The organism is Simplicispira hankyongi (assembly GCF_003570885.1).
In the GTDB taxonomy this organism is placed as follows: domain Bacteria; phylum Pseudomonadota; class Gammaproteobacteria; order Burkholderiales; family Burkholderiaceae_C; genus Simplicispira; species Simplicispira hankyongi.
Map to the genome: position 1 here is coordinate 337,002 of NZ_QXJC01000001.1, position 16,583 is coordinate 353,584.

The 16,583-nt window shown below is 63.0% G+C and carries 14 protein-coding genes and 1 tRNA gene; 11 read left to right on the plus strand and 4 right to left on the minus strand.

Annotated elements, in window-relative coordinates:
* Positions 1–61: 61 nt before the first annotated feature.
* Positions 62–871, plus strand: coding sequence for a TatD family hydrolase (locus D3F03_RS01490; protein ID WP_119107601.1), 810 nt, complete (start codon positions 62–64; stop codon positions 869–871).
* Positions 865–1,533: an ankyrin repeat domain-containing protein gene (locus tag D3F03_RS01495; protein ID WP_119107602.1), complete on the plus strand. Its 669-nt coding sequence runs from the start codon at positions 865–867 to the stop codon at positions 1,531–1,533. Before D3F03_RS01490 ends, D3F03_RS01495 begins: the two co-directional genes overlap by 7 nt.
* Positions 1,534–1,545: 12 nt before the next feature.
* Here D3F03_RS01495 and msbA read toward each other — a convergent pair whose 3' ends face one another.
* Positions 1,546–3,345 carry a lipid A export permease/ATP-binding protein MsbA gene (gene msbA, locus D3F03_RS01500; protein ID WP_119107603.1) on the minus strand — a complete coding sequence of 600 codons (1,800 nt, stop codon included), beginning with the start codon at positions 3,343–3,345 and terminating at the stop codon, positions 1,546–1,548.
* A gap of 117 nt (positions 3,346–3,462) precedes the next feature.
* Here msbA and tolB point away from each other — a divergent pair, with 117 nt between their 5' ends.
* The 5 genes from tolB (at position 3,463) to D3F03_RS01525 (ending at position 7,055) form a co-directional block, all read left to right on the plus strand.
* Positions 3,463–4,770 (plus strand): Tol-Pal system beta propeller repeat protein TolB, encoded by a 1,308-nt coding sequence (gene tolB, locus D3F03_RS01505; RefSeq protein ID WP_119107604.1) that lies wholly within the window; start codon positions 3,463–3,465, stop codon positions 4,768–4,770.
* Positions 4,771–4,813: 43 nt separating this feature from the next.
* Positions 4,814–5,350 (plus strand): peptidoglycan-associated lipoprotein Pal, encoded by a 537-nt coding sequence (pal, locus tag D3F03_RS01510; protein WP_119107605.1) that lies wholly within the window; start codon positions 4,814–4,816, stop codon positions 5,348–5,350.
* 3 nt (positions 5,351–5,353) lie between these two features.
* On the plus strand, positions 5,354–6,142 hold the full coding sequence (gene ybgF, locus D3F03_RS01515) for a tol-pal system protein YbgF (protein WP_119107606.1): 789 nt from the start codon (positions 5,354–5,356) through the stop codon (positions 6,140–6,142).
* A complete protein-coding gene (locus D3F03_RS01520) occupies positions 6,139–6,933 on the plus strand; it encodes a tRNA threonylcarbamoyladenosine dehydratase (RefSeq protein WP_119107607.1) in 795 nt (264 codons plus the stop codon). The genes ybgF and D3F03_RS01520 overlap by 4 nt, the downstream gene beginning before the upstream one ends.
* 46 nt (positions 6,934–6,979) lie before the next feature.
* Positions 6,980–7,055: transfer RNA gene (locus D3F03_RS01525), tRNA-Lys, on the plus strand.
* Between the two features lie 125 nt (positions 7,056–7,180).
* Here the strand turns inward: D3F03_RS01525 and D3F03_RS01530 are convergent.
* Positions 7,181–7,633 carry an Lrp/AsnC family transcriptional regulator gene (locus D3F03_RS01530; RefSeq protein ID WP_119107608.1) on the minus strand — a complete coding sequence of 151 codons (453 nt, stop codon included), beginning with the start codon at positions 7,631–7,633 and terminating at the stop codon, positions 7,181–7,183.
* 141 nt (positions 7,634–7,774) lie between these two features.
* Between D3F03_RS01530 and D3F03_RS01535 the strand changes: the two genes are divergently transcribed.
* Positions 7,775–8,881: a saccharopine dehydrogenase family protein gene (locus tag D3F03_RS01535; RefSeq protein WP_119107609.1), complete on the plus strand. Its 1,107-nt coding sequence runs from the start codon at positions 7,775–7,777 to the stop codon at positions 8,879–8,881.
* A 36-nt stretch (positions 8,882–8,917) separates the two neighbouring features.
* Here D3F03_RS01535 and D3F03_RS01540 read toward each other — a convergent pair whose 3' ends face one another.
* Both D3F03_RS01540 and D3F03_RS01545 read right to left on the minus strand, forming a co-directional pair.
* The gene (locus D3F03_RS01540; RefSeq protein WP_119107610.1) at positions 8,918–10,771 is read right to left on the minus strand and encodes an AMP-dependent synthetase/ligase; all 1,854 of its coding nucleotides are present in this window, start codon (positions 10,769–10,771) and stop codon (positions 8,918–8,920) included.
* 142 nt (positions 10,772–10,913) lie between these two features.
* A complete protein-coding gene (locus tag D3F03_RS01545; RefSeq protein ID WP_119108502.1) occupies positions 10,914–11,549 on the minus strand; it encodes a GntR family transcriptional regulator in 636 nt (211 codons plus the stop codon).
* A gap of 133 nt (positions 11,550–11,682) precedes the next feature.
* On the opposite strand from D3F03_RS01545, the gene scpA reads away from it, so the two are divergent.
* From scpA to D3F03_RS01560, 3 genes are read left to right on the plus strand one after another with little or no spacing between them, the layout of a single operon-like run.
* Positions 11,683–13,848 carry a methylmalonyl-CoA mutase gene (scpA, locus tag D3F03_RS01550; protein WP_119107611.1) on the plus strand — a complete coding sequence of 722 codons (2,166 nt, stop codon included), beginning with the start codon at positions 11,683–11,685 and terminating at the stop codon, positions 13,846–13,848.
* Complete coding sequence (meaB, locus tag D3F03_RS01555; RefSeq protein ID WP_119107612.1) at positions 13,845–14,873, plus strand: methylmalonyl Co-A mutase-associated GTPase MeaB; 1,029 nt, start codon at positions 13,845–13,847, stop codon at positions 14,871–14,873. The genes scpA and meaB overlap by 4 nt, the downstream gene beginning before the upstream one ends.
* Before the next feature lie 40 nt (positions 14,874–14,913).
* Complete coding sequence (locus D3F03_RS01560) at positions 14,914–16,446, plus strand: acyl-CoA carboxylase subunit beta (RefSeq protein WP_119107613.1); 1,533 nt, start codon at positions 14,914–14,916, stop codon at positions 16,444–16,446.
* Positions 16,447–16,583: the final 137 nt, after the last annotated feature.

Sequence of the window (16,583 nt, forward strand, 5' to 3'; positions counted from 1 at the left end):
GCACGCGGTGCGGCCCGAGGGCCACGCCGTTGATTGAACCGGCGCACCAAGCGTCGTGCCCATGTTTACCGATTCCCACTGCCATCTGAGTTTTCCTGAACTGGCGGCACAGCTGCCCGCCATCCGCGAGGCGATGGCACAGGCCCAAGTTGAGCGGGCGCTGTGCATCTGCACCACGCTGGAAGAATTTTCCGACGTGCATGCCCTGGCGCTGGCGCACGACAACTTCTGGTGTTCCGTCGGGGTGCACCCGGACAACGAAGGCGTGCAGGAGCCCAGCGTTCAAGACTTGCTGACGCGCGCCGCGCTGCCCCGCGTTGTGGCCATCGGCGAAACGGGGTTGGACTACTACGGCATGGAGGACCGCAAAGGTGGGCGCAGCATTGCCGATCTCGGGTGGCAGCGCGAACGCTTTCGTACCCACATCCGCGCAGCGCGCGCCTGCGGCCTTCCGCTCGTCATCCACACCCGCAGCGCCTCAGATGACACGCTTGCCATTCTGCGTGAAGAGAGCCAGGGCGAAGCGGCCCACCGCGCAGGGGGTGTTTTCCACTGCTTCACCGAGTCGCAGGCTGTGGCGCGCGCGGCGCTCGATATGGGTTTCTATATTTCGTTCTCGGGCATCATCACTTTTAAAAATGCCCAGGATCTGCGCGACGTGGCCGCCTTTGTGCCGCTGGACCGGCTGCTGATCGAAACCGACAGCCCCTACCTGGCGCCAGTGCCGTTTCGCGGCAAGACCAACTCCCCTGCGTACGTGCCCTATGTGGCGCAGCAGATCGCACAGGTGCGGGGGATCGCCGTGGAAGCGGTGGCCGAGGCCACCAGCCACAACTTTGATCAGCTGTTTGCGCGGGTGGCGGCATGCTAGGGCGGCGCGGTGTGATCAGTCTGTGCGCGCTGCTCGTGATGCCGGCAGCACGAGCAGGCTCGTTCGAGGACTTTTTTGCCGCCATCCAGCGCGACGATGCGAGCACCGTACAAGATTTGCTGCGCCGGGGCTTCGACCCCAACAGCCTCGATACCCGCGGCACCCCTGGTCTGTCCGTTGCTCTGCAGGCCGATGCGCTGCGCGTGGCCGCTGTCCTGATTCGCGCCCCCGAGACGAACGTCAATCTGCGCAATGCCCATCAGGAAACCCCTTTGATGTTTGCAGCGCTGCGCGGCCAACTGGAGATGGCACGCGCGCTGATTGCCCGTGACGCCGATATCAACCACCCGGGTTGGACCCCACTGCACTATGCAGCGTCAGGATCGAGCAAGTACCAAACGGACATTATTTCCCTGCTGCTGGAGCATTCCGCCTATATCGACGCGGCATCGCCCAACGGCAGCACGCCGCTGATGATGGCCGCACAGTACGGCACCAGCGAATCGGTGGCACTGCTGCTGAGCGAGGGGGCCGACCCGTCGCTGCGCAACCAGTTGCGGCTCTCTGCGGTGGATTTCGCGCTGCGCGCCGAACGCAAGGATGTGGCGCAAAGCATTGCCGACGCGATTCGCAGGCGCCAGCCGCAGCGCGGACACTGGTAGCGCTGGCTTTGTTTACGCGCCCGGGGTAGGCCGCGACTGGAGGCGGGCGTACAAGCCTTCCATTGCCATCAATTCCTGGTGCGTGCCTTGCTCGACGATATGGCCGCGGTCCATGACGACCACGCGGTCGGCGTGTTCGATGGTTGAGAGCCGGTGGGCAATCACGATGGTGGTTCGCCCCTGCATCAACCGGGCCAGCGCGTCCTGCACCAGCCTCTCGGACTCGGTATCCAGCGCCGACGTGGCTTCGTCCAGGATGAGAATGGGCGCATCCTTGTAGAGCGCCCGAGCGATCGCCAGGCGCTGGCGCTGGCCGCCGGAGAGTTGCGTCGCGTTGTGGCCCACGGGTGTGTCCATGCCCTGCGGCAAGCCCGCCACATGCTCGGCCAAGTTGGCTGCGGCAAGGCAGCTCTGTACGCGCGCCCTGTCCGGGGCGGCGCCCAGTGCGACGTTGGCCGCCAGCGTATCGTTGAACATCACCACGTCCTGGCTGACAAAGGCAAACTGCGCGCGCAAGCTGGCCAGATCCCAAGTCTCCAGCGCGTGGCCATCGAGCAGCACCTGGCCAGCATCGCAAGCGACAAAGCGCGGCAGCAGATTGGCCAGCGTGGTTTTTCCAGCGCCCGAGGGGCCCACCAACGCGACGATTTCACCCGGACGCACGGTAAAGCTCACGCGGTCGAGCGCTGGAGGGCGGTCGACTGCAAACGTCACACTCACGTTGTCGAATGCGATGGCGCCCTGGGCCCGTTCGCTGGTGTGGCTGCCGCCTGTTTCAGCGGGTGTTTCGCCAAGCAAGAACAAGCCACGCTCCAATGCGGCGACCCCGCGTGTGATCGGATTGGCCACATCGGCCAAGCGGCGAATGGGGGCAATCAACATCAGCATGGCGGTGATAAAGGCCACAAACCCGCCCACGGTCACCTCTTTCGCCACCGCTGCTTGCCCCTGGCTTTGCCAAAGTGCTGTGCAGATCACCGCCGAGAGCGCCGCGGCAGCCAGTAACTGGGTGAGGGGTGTCATCGCGGCAGAAGCGATGGTGGCCTTGATGGCCAAGCCGCGCAGGTTGCGGCTGAGCACGCCAAAACGCTCTGACTGGCCTGCTTGCGCCGCATGCAGCCGCACCATGCGGTGCGCCAGCACGTTTTCTTCGACCACGTAGGCGAGGGCATCGGTCGCTTGCTGGCTGGTCTTGGTGATGCGGTATAGCCGGCGCGAGAGGGTCTTCATGATCCAGGCCACGCCCGGCACTACCACGCCGACGATCAGAGTGAGCTGCCAGTTGAGGTACAGCAGGTACATCAGCAGCGCGATCAGCGTGAAGCCGTCGCGCGAAAGCCCGAGCAGTGCCTGCACCAGCAGGGTGGCCCCGGTTTGCACTTCGTACACCACCGTATTGGAGAGCATGCTTGCCGACTGGCGCGAAAACAGCCCCATGTCGGCTGCCAGCAAGCGCGCAAACAAGGTCTGGCGAAGGATCAGCATGCCTTCGTTCGCAATGCGTGCCAGCGCGTATTGCCCGACAAACTGGGCCATTCCTCGCACCAAGAACACCCCCATGATCGCAAGCGGCACCACCCACAGCTGGAGGTTGCCCTGTGTAAACCCTCGATCAAGCAAGGGCTTGAGCAGCGCAGGAATCAATGGCTCTGTGACGGCGCCCACCACGGTCGCCACCACCGCCACGCTCCAGGCAAGGCGTTGGCCTTGAAAATAGCCGGAAAGACGCGACAGGCGCGCCAGTAGCGATGCAGGGGCCACTTCGGGCGGGCGATTTTTCGGCGCCGCAGGGGCGTGGTCGGTAGAGGGCATGGGCTGGCAATTCTACTTTTTGCGGCCCTGCCAACGATTTGTGACAGGGAAGCGTGCTCGCAGTGTGTAACATTCATACCTGACAGCCGTCTCCTGAACGGCTGCTGCCTTTTGCGAATGACACTCCAAAGCTCTCATCCCCCCTCCTTTTTCGCGCCGTCCCGGCGTCTCCTGCTTGCCGGCCTCGGCGCAGTGGCCACCCTGCCTGCACTGGCCCAGTTTCGTGTCGAAGTCTCGGGCGTGGGCCTGACGCAACTGCCTATTGCCATTGCACCGTTTCGCGGCGAAGCCCAGGCACCCCAAAAAGCCGCTGCCATCGTCCAGGCCGACCTGGAGCGCAGTGGCCAGTTTCGTGCGGTCGACACCACCGGGGCCCTGCTGGACGAGACCAGCAGGCCGGACGTCGCACTGTGGCGACAAAAGGCTGCCGATTCCCTGGTCAGCGGCAGCATGACGCGTCTGGCCGATGGGCGCTACGACGTGCGCTTTCGCCTGTGGGACGTGGTGCGTGGGCAAGATTTGGGCGGCCAGAGTTATGTGGTGGTGCAGGCCGACCTGCGACTGGTCGCCCACCGCATTGCCGACTTCGTCTATGAAAAGCTCACCGGCGAGAAGGGCATTTTCTCGACGCGCCTGGCCTATGTAACCAAGACTGGCTCGCGCTACACCTTGTGGGTGGCCGATGCCGATGGCGAAAATGCGCAGGCTGCGCTCGCCAGCCCCGAGCCTATTATTTCGCCGGCCTGGTCGCCCAGTGGTGGGCAAATTGCCTATGTGTCCTTCGAATCGCGCAAGCCCGTGGTGTACGTGCACGACGTCGCGAGCGGCCGCCGCCGGCTGATTGCCAACTTCCGCGGTTCGAACAGCGCGCCGGCCTGGGCTCCCGACGGCCGCAGTCTGGCGGTGACGCTCAGCCGCGATGGAAATTCACAGCTGTACACCATCGACGCCAACGGTGGCGAACCGCGCCGCCTCATGCAGAGCTCCGGTATCGACACCGAGCCGGTGTATTCGGCCGATGGGAAAAGCATTTATTTCGTCAGCGACCGCGGTGGCGCACCGCAAATCTACCGTGTGCCCGTATCGGGCGGTGCGCCAGAGCGCATCACTTTCGACGGCAGCTACAACATCTCGCCCGCACTCAGCCCGGACGGGCACTGGCTGGCCTACATCTCCCGTATGAGCGGAGCCTTCAAGCTTCACGTGATGGATTTGACCAATGGCACCGTGCGCTCGATCACCGACTCCAATGCCGACGAGAGCCCCAGCTTTGCACCCAACAGCCGCTTAATCGTGTACGCCACCCAGCAACAGGGCCGTGAATCGCTCATGACCACCACGCTCGACGGCAAGATCAAAGCGCGTCTGGCAGGGCAGAGTGGCGACATTCGTGAGCCAGACTGGGGTCCGTTCCAGAAACAATGAACTTTATTCAATTCACCTCTATCGATATTTCAGGAGCATTCACATGATCAAACGCGTTTCCTTTCTTGCAGCAGCCCTTGTGGTGCTGGCAGGATGCAGTTCGGGTGTAGACCTCGACAACGTTCCGGTAACCGACAAATCGGGTGCCGCGCTTGCCACGGGCAATGGTGCCAATTCCGGCAATGCAGGCCAGAGCGGGGTTCAAGGGGTTGATCTCAACGCCTCCGCGCGGGATGCCGCCGGCCCGGTGGGGGTTGCACGCGTCATTTACTTTGACTACGACAGCTACGTCATCAAGCCCGAGTTCCAGTCGCTCATCGAAGGCCATGCACGCTTTTTGAAAGCCAACACCGCACGCAAGCTGGTGATTGAAGGCAATACCGACCAGCGTGGTGGCAGCGAATACAACCTGGCACTTGGCCAGAAGCGTTCTGAGGCCGTGCGCCGTGCGCTGGCTCTTTTGGGCGTACCCGATAGCCAGATGGAGGCGGTGAGCTTTGGCAAGGAAAAGCCCGCGGTCGATGCCATGAACGAAGAGGCCTACGCGAAGAACCGCCGCGCTGAACTCGTCTACCGCTAAGCAATGATCCCCAAGCGAAACCTAGGCCCTGCTGTCGCGCTTGCCTGCGTGCTGGTGGGGAGCCTTGCTGCCCCGGCCCACGCTGCACTGTTTGATGATGACGAGGCGCGGCGCGCGATCATCGAATTGCGCCAACGCATCGACACGCTGCAACAATCGAACCAGCGCGCTGGTGACGATTTGCGTCGATCGGGCGAAGATTCGGCGCAATTGCGCCGCAGCCTGCTCGACCTGCAGACCCAGATCGAGGGCCTGCAGGTGCAAATAGCCAAACTGCGCGGGCAGAACGAGCAACTGGTGCGCGACGTGTCCGAGTTGCAACAGCACCAGAAAGAAATTTCGCAGGGAGTGGACGAGCGCCTGCGCAAGTTCGAACCCAGCAAAGTTACGCTTGATGGGCAGGAGTTTGTCGCAGACCCTGCGGAGACCCAGGACTTCGAGGCCGCCATGGCGGTTTTCCGAGCCAGCAAGTTTGCCGATGCGCAGAATTCCTTCGGCGCCTTTATCAGCAAGTACCCGCGCAGCGGCTATGGGCCTTCAGCACGTTTCTGGCTCGGCAACGCACAGTACGCAACCCGCAACTACAAAGACGCGGTCACCAACTTCAAGACTTTGTTGGCCAATGCGCCCAACCACGCACGCGCACCAGAAGCAGCACTGTCCATCGCCAACTGCCAGATGGAGCTGAAGGAAACCAAGGGCGCGCGCAAGACCCTTGAAGATCTGATCCGGGTCTATCCAAGCTCGGAAGCCGCAGCGACTGCCAAAGAGCGGTTGGCGCGCATGAAGTGACCACCAACAGGCTCGCAAGCAGGGAGCCGGACCTGCAGCGGCGATTTGGCGGGCTTGATCGCTTGTATGGGGTTGCTGGTGCGCGCCGAATATCCGGCGCCCATGTCGTGGTGGTCGGCATTGGCGGTGTCGGCTCGTGGACAGCAGAAGCACTGGCTCGCAGTGGGGTGTCCCGAATCACGTTGATCGACCTGGACCATATTGCCGAGTCGAACGTGAATCGGCAAATCCATGCTCTGGACGCCACGTTTGGTCAAGCCAAGGTGCAGGCGATGCGCGAACGGATTGCCGGCATCCACCCGGGTTGCGACGTGCACTGTGTTGAGGAATTCGTGGAACCCGCCAACTGGCCAGCCTTGTTGGGCGATGTCTCCGTTGACGGGGTCATCGACGCCTGCGACCAAGTGCGCGCCAAGACTGCCATGGCCGCCTGGGCGCGCGACTGCGGAACGCTCTTCATCGCCTCTGGAGCTGCCGGAGGCAAGCGCTTGGCCCACAAAGTGGAAGTGGCAGACCTCGCGCAGGTGACACACGACCCTTTGCTGGCACAGCTTCGTTACCGCTTGCGCAAGCACCACGCGGCACCGCGCGGGGCGGATCAGAGAATTGGCACCCATTGCGTATTCAGCCGTGAAACAGTTTTGCAACCCGATACCTCATGCAATGCGCAAAGTGACGGCTCGCTCAACTGCCACGGTTACGGCTCCACTGTGGCAGTGACAGCGACTTTTGGCATGTGCGCCGCAGGTTGGATGCTGGATGCGCTGGCAAAGCGCGAGAAAAATGTATAATTCAAGGCTTTGCTGCGCAGTGCATTGATACCGTGCAGCAAGAGATGGGACGTTAGCTCAGTTGGTAGAGCAGCGGACTTTTAATCCGTTTGTCGTGGGTTCGACCCCCGCACGTCCCACCAGTAAATTCAAGGGCTTAGCCGCAAGGCTAAGCCCTTTGTCTTTCTGGACGTGACGAAAACGTGACCAAATTGACTACGTTTTCATCACGGACGCGCTGGATTCGGCTCGGCAGCAATCCAACGGCTCACCCCAATACGCTGCGCCGGTCGATTTTGCGGCTGAGCACGATGCTGGTCTGGGTTTTGTGGACGCCGTCCATCTGGCCGATTCGATCAAGCAGGCTGTCGAGTTGCTCGTGGCTGCTGCAGCGCAGAAATGCAAGGTAGTCGAAGTGGCCACTGACGGCGGACACCTCTTCTACTTCAGCCATACCCGCAAGCATGCGCAACACGGCAGGTGCTGTTCGCGGCAATACGCTCAAGCTGCACCAGGCACGCACGGTGGCTTGGTCCATGCCCGCACCCAAGCGCACGCCATAGCCTGCAACGACACCAGAGCGCTCCAAACGCGCAATGCGCGCCACAACGGTGGTGCGGGCCAGACCCAGCTTCCTCGCAAGAGCGGCAGTGCCCTCACGGGCGTTCGCCTGCAGCAGACTCAAGAGCTGGCGATCGGTGTCGTCCAGAGGTGTGTTCATATTTATCGTCGGTTGATTTCGTATTTATGACGAATATAAGCTCATTAATCGACGATTTTTACACTACACATTGACACCTCTGGGCCGTAGCATCAAAGCGTGCTGCACGGCAGCGCCACCCCAAAAACAAGGAGACACACCATGACCCCCAAACGCCGTTTCATCACCATCCTGGGCGCCGGCCATATAGGTTTTGCCATGGCCTTGCTGCTTGCACGCAGCGGCGATTACGACATTCTGGTGGCCGACCGCGATGTGGCGCGCCTGAAACCAGTTGCTGCGCTGGGCCTGCAAACGCTGGCAATGCCTGACGATGCGGCCTTGCAAACCGCCATTAGTGGCCGCTATGCAGTGCTCAACGCGCTGCCCTTCCACTGCGCCGTGGGGGTGGCCACGCAGTGTGTGCAAGCAGGCGTGCACTACTTTGACCTGACCGAGGACGTGCAAAGTACCCAGGCCATCCGCGCCCTGGCCAAGGGTGCGCGCAGCGTGCTCATGCCCCAGTGCGGTCTGGCGCCAGGCTTCATCGGCATTGTCGGACACGATCTGGCACGTCGCTTCGACGAGCTTCACAGCCTGCGCATGCGCGTGGGCGCACTGCCGCGCTACCCGCAAGGGGCGCTGCGCTACAACCTCACCTGGAGCACCGAGGGCCTGATCAACGAGTACTGCAACCCCTGCGAGGCCATTGTGGACAGCCAGACCACTACCGTTGCAGCGCTCGACGGCCTGGAGACTTTTGCGCTCGATGGCGTGGAGTACGAGGCCTTCAACACCTCGGGCGGTCTGGGCACGCTGACCGAAACCCTGGCGGGGCGTGCGCGGCAGGTGGATTACAAGTCCATCCGCTACCCCGGCCATTGCGCGATTCTTAAACTGTTGCTCAACGACCTGCGCCTGCGCGACCGGCGCGATCTGCTCAAGGAAATTTTCGAGGCCGCCATTCCCACCACCGAGCAGGATGTGATCGTGGTGTTCGCCAGCGCCTCGGGCCTGCGCGGCGGGCGGTTGGTGCAAGACTCGTACTCGGCCCGGATTGTGGGCACCGAGGTGGACGGCCACCGGCTGAGCGCCATCCAGCGCACCACGGCAGCCGGGATCTGCACGGCGCTGGATCTGGTCGCCCAGGGCAAGTTGCCGCAAAAGGGCTTTGTCGGCCAAGAGTCTGTGGCGCTGCAGGATTTTCTCGGCAACCGGTTTGGTCAGGCCTACGCCACGGAATGCGCGGGGGAGGCCGTGGCCGCATGAGGCCTTAAGTTCATGCGGCCACGGGCAAAGCAGTGCTTAACGCCCCCCGGGCTTTTGGTACATGCCTTCGATGGCTTGCGCGAAATAGGCCATCAAATTGTTGCGCTTGAGCTTGAGCGTGGGCGTCATGAAGCCGTTTTCTGTCGTCCACGGCTCCAGTGTGCAGTACACGGTGCGGGGCACGGCGTAGCGCGGAAAGCTGGCGGTGTTGATTTCAATGCGCGCCAGGATGGCACGGTGCACTGCGGCGTTGTTCAGGCTGTCCGGATCTTTCGGGTCCAGCCCCAGGCTCTCAGCCAAGCGCAGCCATTCGTCGCTCTTGAGCACCGCCACGCAGGCGATGAACGGGCGGTTTTCGCCCACCACGAAGGTTTGTTCGAGCAGGGGGTCGGATTGCAGGGCCAGTTCCAAGTCGCCCGGCGGGATTTTTTCACCGGTCGAGGTGACGATGATCTCCTTGATACGCCCCCGGATGTAGATACGGCCGTCCACGATGTCGGCCTGGTCGCCCGTGCCCAGCCAACCGTCGGTAGCCAGGATTCTGGCCGTGTCGTCGGGGCGCTTCCAGTAGCCTTTCATCACGATGGAGCCGCGCACCTGCAGCTCGCGGTTCTCGCCAATGCGCACCTCTACACCGGGAAGCGCACGGCCCACGCTGGCGGGGTCGTTGTCGTGCACGGTGTTCACGCAGACCACGGGGGAGGTTTCCGTCATGCCGTAGCCCTGCACCAGTGGCAGGCCCAGGCCCAGAAAGCACTTGGCAATGGTGGGCGAGAGCGGTGCACCGCCGCTGACCGCCACACGCACACGCCCGCCGAACTGCGCCAGCAGTGGTTTTGCCACCAAGGCCTGCAGCGCGGGCCAGGGCAGCAGGTTCATCCAGCCGCCCAATGCTTCGTCGTGCGCGGGTGGCGGCAGGCCTTGTGCGCGGCAAAAACGCTGCCAGCCTTTGGACTGCGCGGCTTCATAGAGCTGCATCTTCCAGGGCGTGGGCGACAACATCTCAAGTAGCTTGGCGTGAACGCGCTCGTAGATGCGCGGCACCGAGACCAGCACCGTGGGACGGATGATTTTCAGGTCGTCGGCCAACAACGCCACCGATCGTGCAAAGGCCACACAGCAGCCCGCAGCGATGGGGAGGTAGTAGCCCCCCGTGCGCTCGAAGGTGTGCGACAGCGGCAGGAACGACAGAAAAACGTCGTCCTGCGTGGGTGCAATGCGCTCCAGCACGGCCTGCACATCGCTGACCACGTTGCGATGCGTCAGCATCACGCCCTTGGGCTTGCCCGTAGTGCCCGAGGTGTAGACGATGGCGGCGAGGTCGTCTGGGCCTGGAGGGATAGGCACCGGCGCCGCCAGTGGCTGCCCGGCATCGCCCAGCCACTGCGCGAGCGAGCCCAGGGCGGGGCCGTCGGAAGGGGTGGGGCGGAGTTTCAGCGCCGGGTCTTCGTCCGTTACCACCACAGCGCGCAGCGCAGGAAAGGCGGTACCCACGGCACGGATCTGCTCCCACTGCGCCGCCTGGCCCACGATGAGCACGGAGGCATCGCTGTCTTGAAGGATATAGGCAATGCTGCCTGGGTTATCAATGGCGTGCAGCGGCACCGGCACGCAGCCGGCGGCCAGCGTGGACTGGTCGGCGCACACGGCGTGCAGACCATTGGGCAACAAAATGGCCACGCGCGCGCCTGCGGGCAACTGCATGGCGGCCAGGGCCTGCGTCCACGAGGCCACCTGCTTGGCGGTCTGCGCCCAGCTCAGATCAGACCAGGCCTGGGTGGCAAGGTCGTAGAGGCGGTACGCGGGGGCGTCGGGGGTCAGGGCCACCCGGTTGGAGAAAAGCTGGGGAAGGGTTTGCGCGCAGGAGATGTCGGGTGAAAAGGTGGTCATCGGGGGCAGTGTGGGGGCAGGCCTGCGGCACTGGGACGGTTGCCAAGCACGGGCAAACCCTTAAATGATAGCGCCCAGGTACACCACCACCACGTCGCAGACTTCGTTGGAAAGCGTGGGAGCGTGCCACGCTGGAAAACGGTCAGGCGGCGGCTTCCAGGCCGTGCGCAAAATGCTCTTGCATGGCCTTGACCGTCGCGGCGGTGTCGCGCGCCAACAAGGCGGCCATGATGGCGCGGTGCTCGTTCAGCGAGTCTTCAATGCGGCCCTGCTTGAGCAAGGAATTGTGGCGGTTGAGCTTCATCACTTTGCGCAGGTCAGCCACCATCTGGCTGCGCCAGCGGTTGCCAGATAACTCCAGAAGGCGCATGTGAAATTGCTCATTGAGGACAAAAAAGCGGTCACGCTCGCCAACGGCCGTCTCCAGCTCGGCATGCAATTGCTGCAGAGCCCGCAGATCCTCTGGCTTGGCGAGCGTTGCCACCACCCCGGCAGAATCGCTCTCCAGCAAGCTGAGCAGGTGGTACACATCGCGCAGGTCTTTTTCCGACATTTCGGTGACGTAGGCGCCGCGCCGCACTTTCATGGTCACCAGCCCCTCGGCGGCCAGCACCTTCAGCGCTTCGCGCAGCGGGGTGCGGCTGATACCGAACTCCTCGGCAATGCGCAGCTCGTCGATCCAGCTACCGGGTTCAAGCTCGCGCCGAAAAATGCGCTGACGCAGTTCCTCTGCCACCTCCTGGTAGAGCGCGCGGGGGGTGAGCGTAATGGCGGACATGGGCGGATTGTAAGCTGGATAGAATATTTTGAATGAATAATTATAAATGATGTAAACTGCACGGCGTTTCAGGTCGGCGGTTTGCAGCCGCAGCAGCAGGTCGCTACGACCATTTTTCAAAGAGTTGTTCGCTATGAGTTCTCAACCCAATCAGCCGCCCGAATTTGCCCCTGCATCCGTGGAGGCCTGGACCAAAGCGGCGGCCAAGTCAGCGCCTGGGGGCGATGTGTCGGCCCTCAATTGGGTGACGCCTGACGGCATCACGGTCAAGCCGCTGTACACCGCCGAAGACACCGCCAGCCTGCCGTACGCCAACACCTTGCCCGGTTTTGAGCCCTACCTGCGTGGCCCGCAGGCCACCATGTACGCCGTGCGACCCTGGACCATTCGCCAGTACGCCGGGTTTTCCACTGCTGAAGAATCCAACGCCTTCTATCGCAAGGCGCTGGCTGCTGGTGGGCAGGGCGTGTCGGTGGCGTTCGACCTGGCCACGCACCGGGGCTATGACAGCGACCATCCGCGCGTAACCGGCGACGTGGGCAAGGCCGGCGTGGCGATTGACTCGGTCGAGGACATGAAGATCCTGTTCGACCAGATTCCGCTCGACAAGGTGAGCGTCTCCATGACCATGAACGGCGCCGTACTGCCCGTGCTGGCAGGCTACGTGGTGGCGGCGGAAGAGCAGGGCGTCTCGCAGGACCAGCTCAGCGGAACCATTCAGAACGACATTCTGAAAGAGTTCATGGTGCGCAACACCTACATCTACCCGCCCAAGCCCTCGATGCGCATCATTGGCGACATCATTGGCTACACGGCCAGGAACATGCCAAAGTTCAACTCGATCTCGATCTCGGGCTACCACATGCAGGAAGCCGGGGCCAACCAGGCGCTGGAACTCGCCTTCACGCTGGCCGATGGCAAGGAATACGTGAAGACCGCCATTGCCTCGGGCCTGGACGTGGACGCGTTCGCCGGGCGCCTGTCGTTCTTCTGGGCCATCGGCATGAACTTCTACCTTGAAGTCGCCAAGATGCGCGCCGCCCGCCTGCTGTGGTGCCGCATCATGAAGGAGACCGGCGCCAAGAACCCCAAGAGCCTGATGCTGCGCACGCATTGCCAGACCAGCGGCTGGAGCCTGACCGAGCAGGACCCGTACAACAACATCGTGCGCACCACCATCGAGGCCATGGCCGCCGTGTTTGGCGGCACGCAGAGCCTGCACACCAACGCGCTCGACGAGGCCATTGCCCTGCCCACCGAGTTTTCCTCGCGCATCGCGCGCAACACGCAGCTCATCATCCAGGAAGAAACGCACATCACCAACGTGGTCGACCCCTGGGCCGGCAGCTACATGATGGAAAAGCTCACCCAGGACATGGTGGACGCCGCCTGGAAGATCATCGAAGAGGTGGAAGCCATGGGCGGCATGACCCAGGCCGTGGACAGCGGCTGGGCCAAGCTCAAGATCGAGGCCGCCGCCGCCGAGAAGCAGGCGCGCATCGACAGCGGCAAGGACGTGATCGTCGGCGTCAACAAATACAAGCTCGCCAAGGAAGACCCGGTCGACATCCTGCAGATCGACAACGTGAAGGTGCGCGACGGCCAGATTGAACGGCTGAAAAATATCAGGTCAAAACGGGACCAAGCGCTTGTCCAGAAAGCGCTGGATGCTCTCACTTCTGCAGCAGAAAGCGGCGAGGGCAACTTGCTGGATCTGGCTATCAAGGCCATGCGCCTGCGCGCCACCGTGGGCGAGGTGAGCGATGCGCTGGAAAAAATTTACGGGCGCCACCGCGCCGATACGCAAAAGGTGACTGGTGTGTACGCTGCTGCTTACGATTCGGCCGAAGGCTGGGACCACCTCAAGGGCGAGATCAACGCCTTTGCCGAAGAACAGGGCCGCCGCCCGCGCGTGATGATCGCCAAACTGGGCCAGGACGGCCACGACCGCGGCGCCAAGGTGGTCGCCACCGCCTTTGCCGACCTGGGTTTCGACGTGGACATCGGCCCGCTGTTCCAGACCCCCGAGGAATGCGCCCGCCAGGCCATTGAAAACGACGTGCACGCCGTGGGTGTGAGCACGCTCGCAGCCGGCCACAAGACCCTCGTGCCGGCCATCATCGCCTCGCTCAAGGCGCAGGGCGCCGACGACATCGTGGTGTTTGTCGGCGGCGTGATTCCTGCGCAGGATTACGACTTTTTGTACGAAGCAGGCGTCAAGGGCATCTATGGCCCCGGCACCCCCATTCCGGCCAGCGCCAAGGACGTGTTGGAGCAGATTCGCAAGGCAGTGGCGTGATCCCTGCGGCGATTCTCGACGGCATCCTGCATGGCAGCGCCGCTCAGCAGCGCCGCGCCATGGCCAAGGCCATCACCCTGCTCGAATCCACCCGCGCCGACCACCGCGCGCAGGGCGATGCGCTGCTCACGCAGCTGCTGCCGCACACCGGCAAGAGCTTTCGCTTAGGGATCAGCGGCGTGCCCGGCGTGGGCAAGTCCACCTTCATCGAGGCGCTGGGCCTGTACCTCATCGCCCAGGGCCACCGCGTGGCGGTGCTCACCATCGACCCATCCAGCAGCGTCTCGGGCGGCTCCATCCTGGGCGACAAGACGCGCATGGAGCACCTGTCGGTGAACGAATCGGCCTACATCCGCCCCAGCCCCAGCAGCGGCACCCTGGGCGGTGTGGCGGAGAAAACGCGCGAAGCCATGCTGGTCTGCGAGGCCGCAGGCTACGACGTGGTGATCGTCGAGACGGTGGGCGTGGGCCAGTCCGAGACGGCCGCCGCCAGCATGACGGACATGTTCGTGCTGCTGCAACTGCCCAACGCTGGCGACGACTTGCAGGCCATCAAGAAGGGCGTGATGGAGATCGCCGACCTGGTGGTCATCAACAAGGCCGACCTAGACCCCCATGCCGCCATGCGGGCCGATGCGCAAATCACATCGAGCCTGCGCATCCTCAGCCAGCACGGCAACCCCGACAACGCCTCGCACGACACCACGCGCTGGCACCCCAAGGTGCTGCAGATCAGCGCGCTGCTGGGGCAGGGTATCGATAGTTTCTGGAATGCCGTCACGCAATACCGCCAATTGCAAACCGCCAACGGCCGCCTGGCCACGCGGCGCGAAAAGCAGGCCCTGGCCTGGATGTGGGAGCGCATTGACGCCGGGCTCAAGCAGGCGTTTCGTGCGCACCCGCAGGTCAAACACCTGCTGCCCGCCCTGCAGCGGGATGTGGCGGCGGGGCGCATCGCGGCCTCCACTGCAGCAAGAAATCTGCTTTCAGCGCAATCAGGACAAGCGCTGTCAGCTATTGAATAGATAGCAAATCAAACCACACAGGCTCACTCAAAGGACGACCATGCAAGACATCCTCGATCAACTGGAAAAAAAGCGTGCGCTGGCGCGACTGGGTGGCGGGCAAAAGCGCATCGACTCGCAGCACAAGAAGGGCAAGCTCACCGCGCGCGAACGCATCGAATTGCTGCTCGACGATGGCACTTTTGAAGAATGGGACATGTTCGTCGAGCACCGCTGCACCGACTTCGGCATGGAAGGCCAGAAAATTCCCGGCGACGGCGTGGTCACGGGCTACGGCATGATCAACGGCCGCCTCGTGTTCGTGTTCAGCCAGGACTTCACGGTGTTCGGCGGCGCCTTGTCTGAGACCCATGCCGAGAAAATCTGCAAGGTCATGGACCAGGCCATGAAGGTCGGCGCCCCGGTGATCGGACTGAACGACTCGGGTGGTGCGCGCATCCAGGAAGGCGTGGCCAGCCTGGGCGGCTATGCCGACGTGTTCCAGCGCAACGTGATGGCCAGTGGCGTGGTGCCGCAGATCAGCATGATCATGGGCCCCTGCGCCGGCGGCGCCGTGTATTCGCCGGCCATGACCGACTTCATCTTCATGGTCAAGGACAGCAGCTACATGTTCGTCACCGGCCCCGACGTGGTCAAGACCGTGACGCACGAGAGCGTGACCGCTGAGGAACTGGGCGGCGCCATTACCCACACCACCAAGAGCGGCGTGGCCGACATGGCGTTCGAGAGCGACGTCGAGGCGCTGATGATGCTGCGGCGCCTGTACAACTACCTCCCGCTGAACAACCGTGAGAAGGCGCCCGTTCGCCCCAGCAACGACCCGGCCGACCGGGCCGACCTGTCGCTCGACACCCTGGTACCAGCCAATGCCAACCAGCCCTATGACATGAAGGAACTCATCGTCAAGACGGTGGACGACGGCGATTTCTTCGAGCTGCAGCCCGACTACGCCAGGAACATCGTCATTGGCCTGGCCCGCATGGAAGGCCAGACCGTGGGCATCGTCGCCAACCAGCCGCTGGTGCTGGCCGGGTGCCTGGACATCAAGAGCAGCATCAAGGCCGCGCGCTTCGTGCGCTTTTGCGATGCCTTCAACATCCCCGTCATCACGTTTGTTGACGTGCCCGGCTTCATGCCCGGAACGTCGCAAGAGTACGGCGGCATCATCAAACACGGCGCCAAGCTGCTGTTTGCCTACGCCGAGTGCACCGTGCCCAAGATCACCGTCATCACGCGCAAGGCCTATGGCGGTGCGTACGACGTGATGAGCTCTAAGCATCTGCGCGGCGACGTGAACCTGGCCTGGCCCAACGCCGAAATCGCGGTGATGGGTGCCAAGGGCGCCGTGGAAATCATCTTCCGCGAAGACAAGAACGACCCGGTGAAGCTGGCTGCCCGTGAGGCGGAATACAAAGAGCGCTTTGCCAACCCGTTCGTGGCCGGCGCACGCGGCTTCATCGACGACGTGATCCTGCCGCACGAGACGCGCAAGCGCATCTGCCGCAGTCTGGTCATGCTGCGCGACAAGAAGCTTGAGAACCCATGGCGCAAGCACGGCAACATTCCCCTTTGAGCGACACTGCCACAGCCCTTGGGGCGTCGTTGCCAGACCTTGTCGTAGCGCTGCTACTGCCTGCGGTCCGGCGCCTGGCCCCAACCGCTTCGCTGGGCTGTGTCAGCACCTAACCTAATACGTTTCGGGTAAGAGCC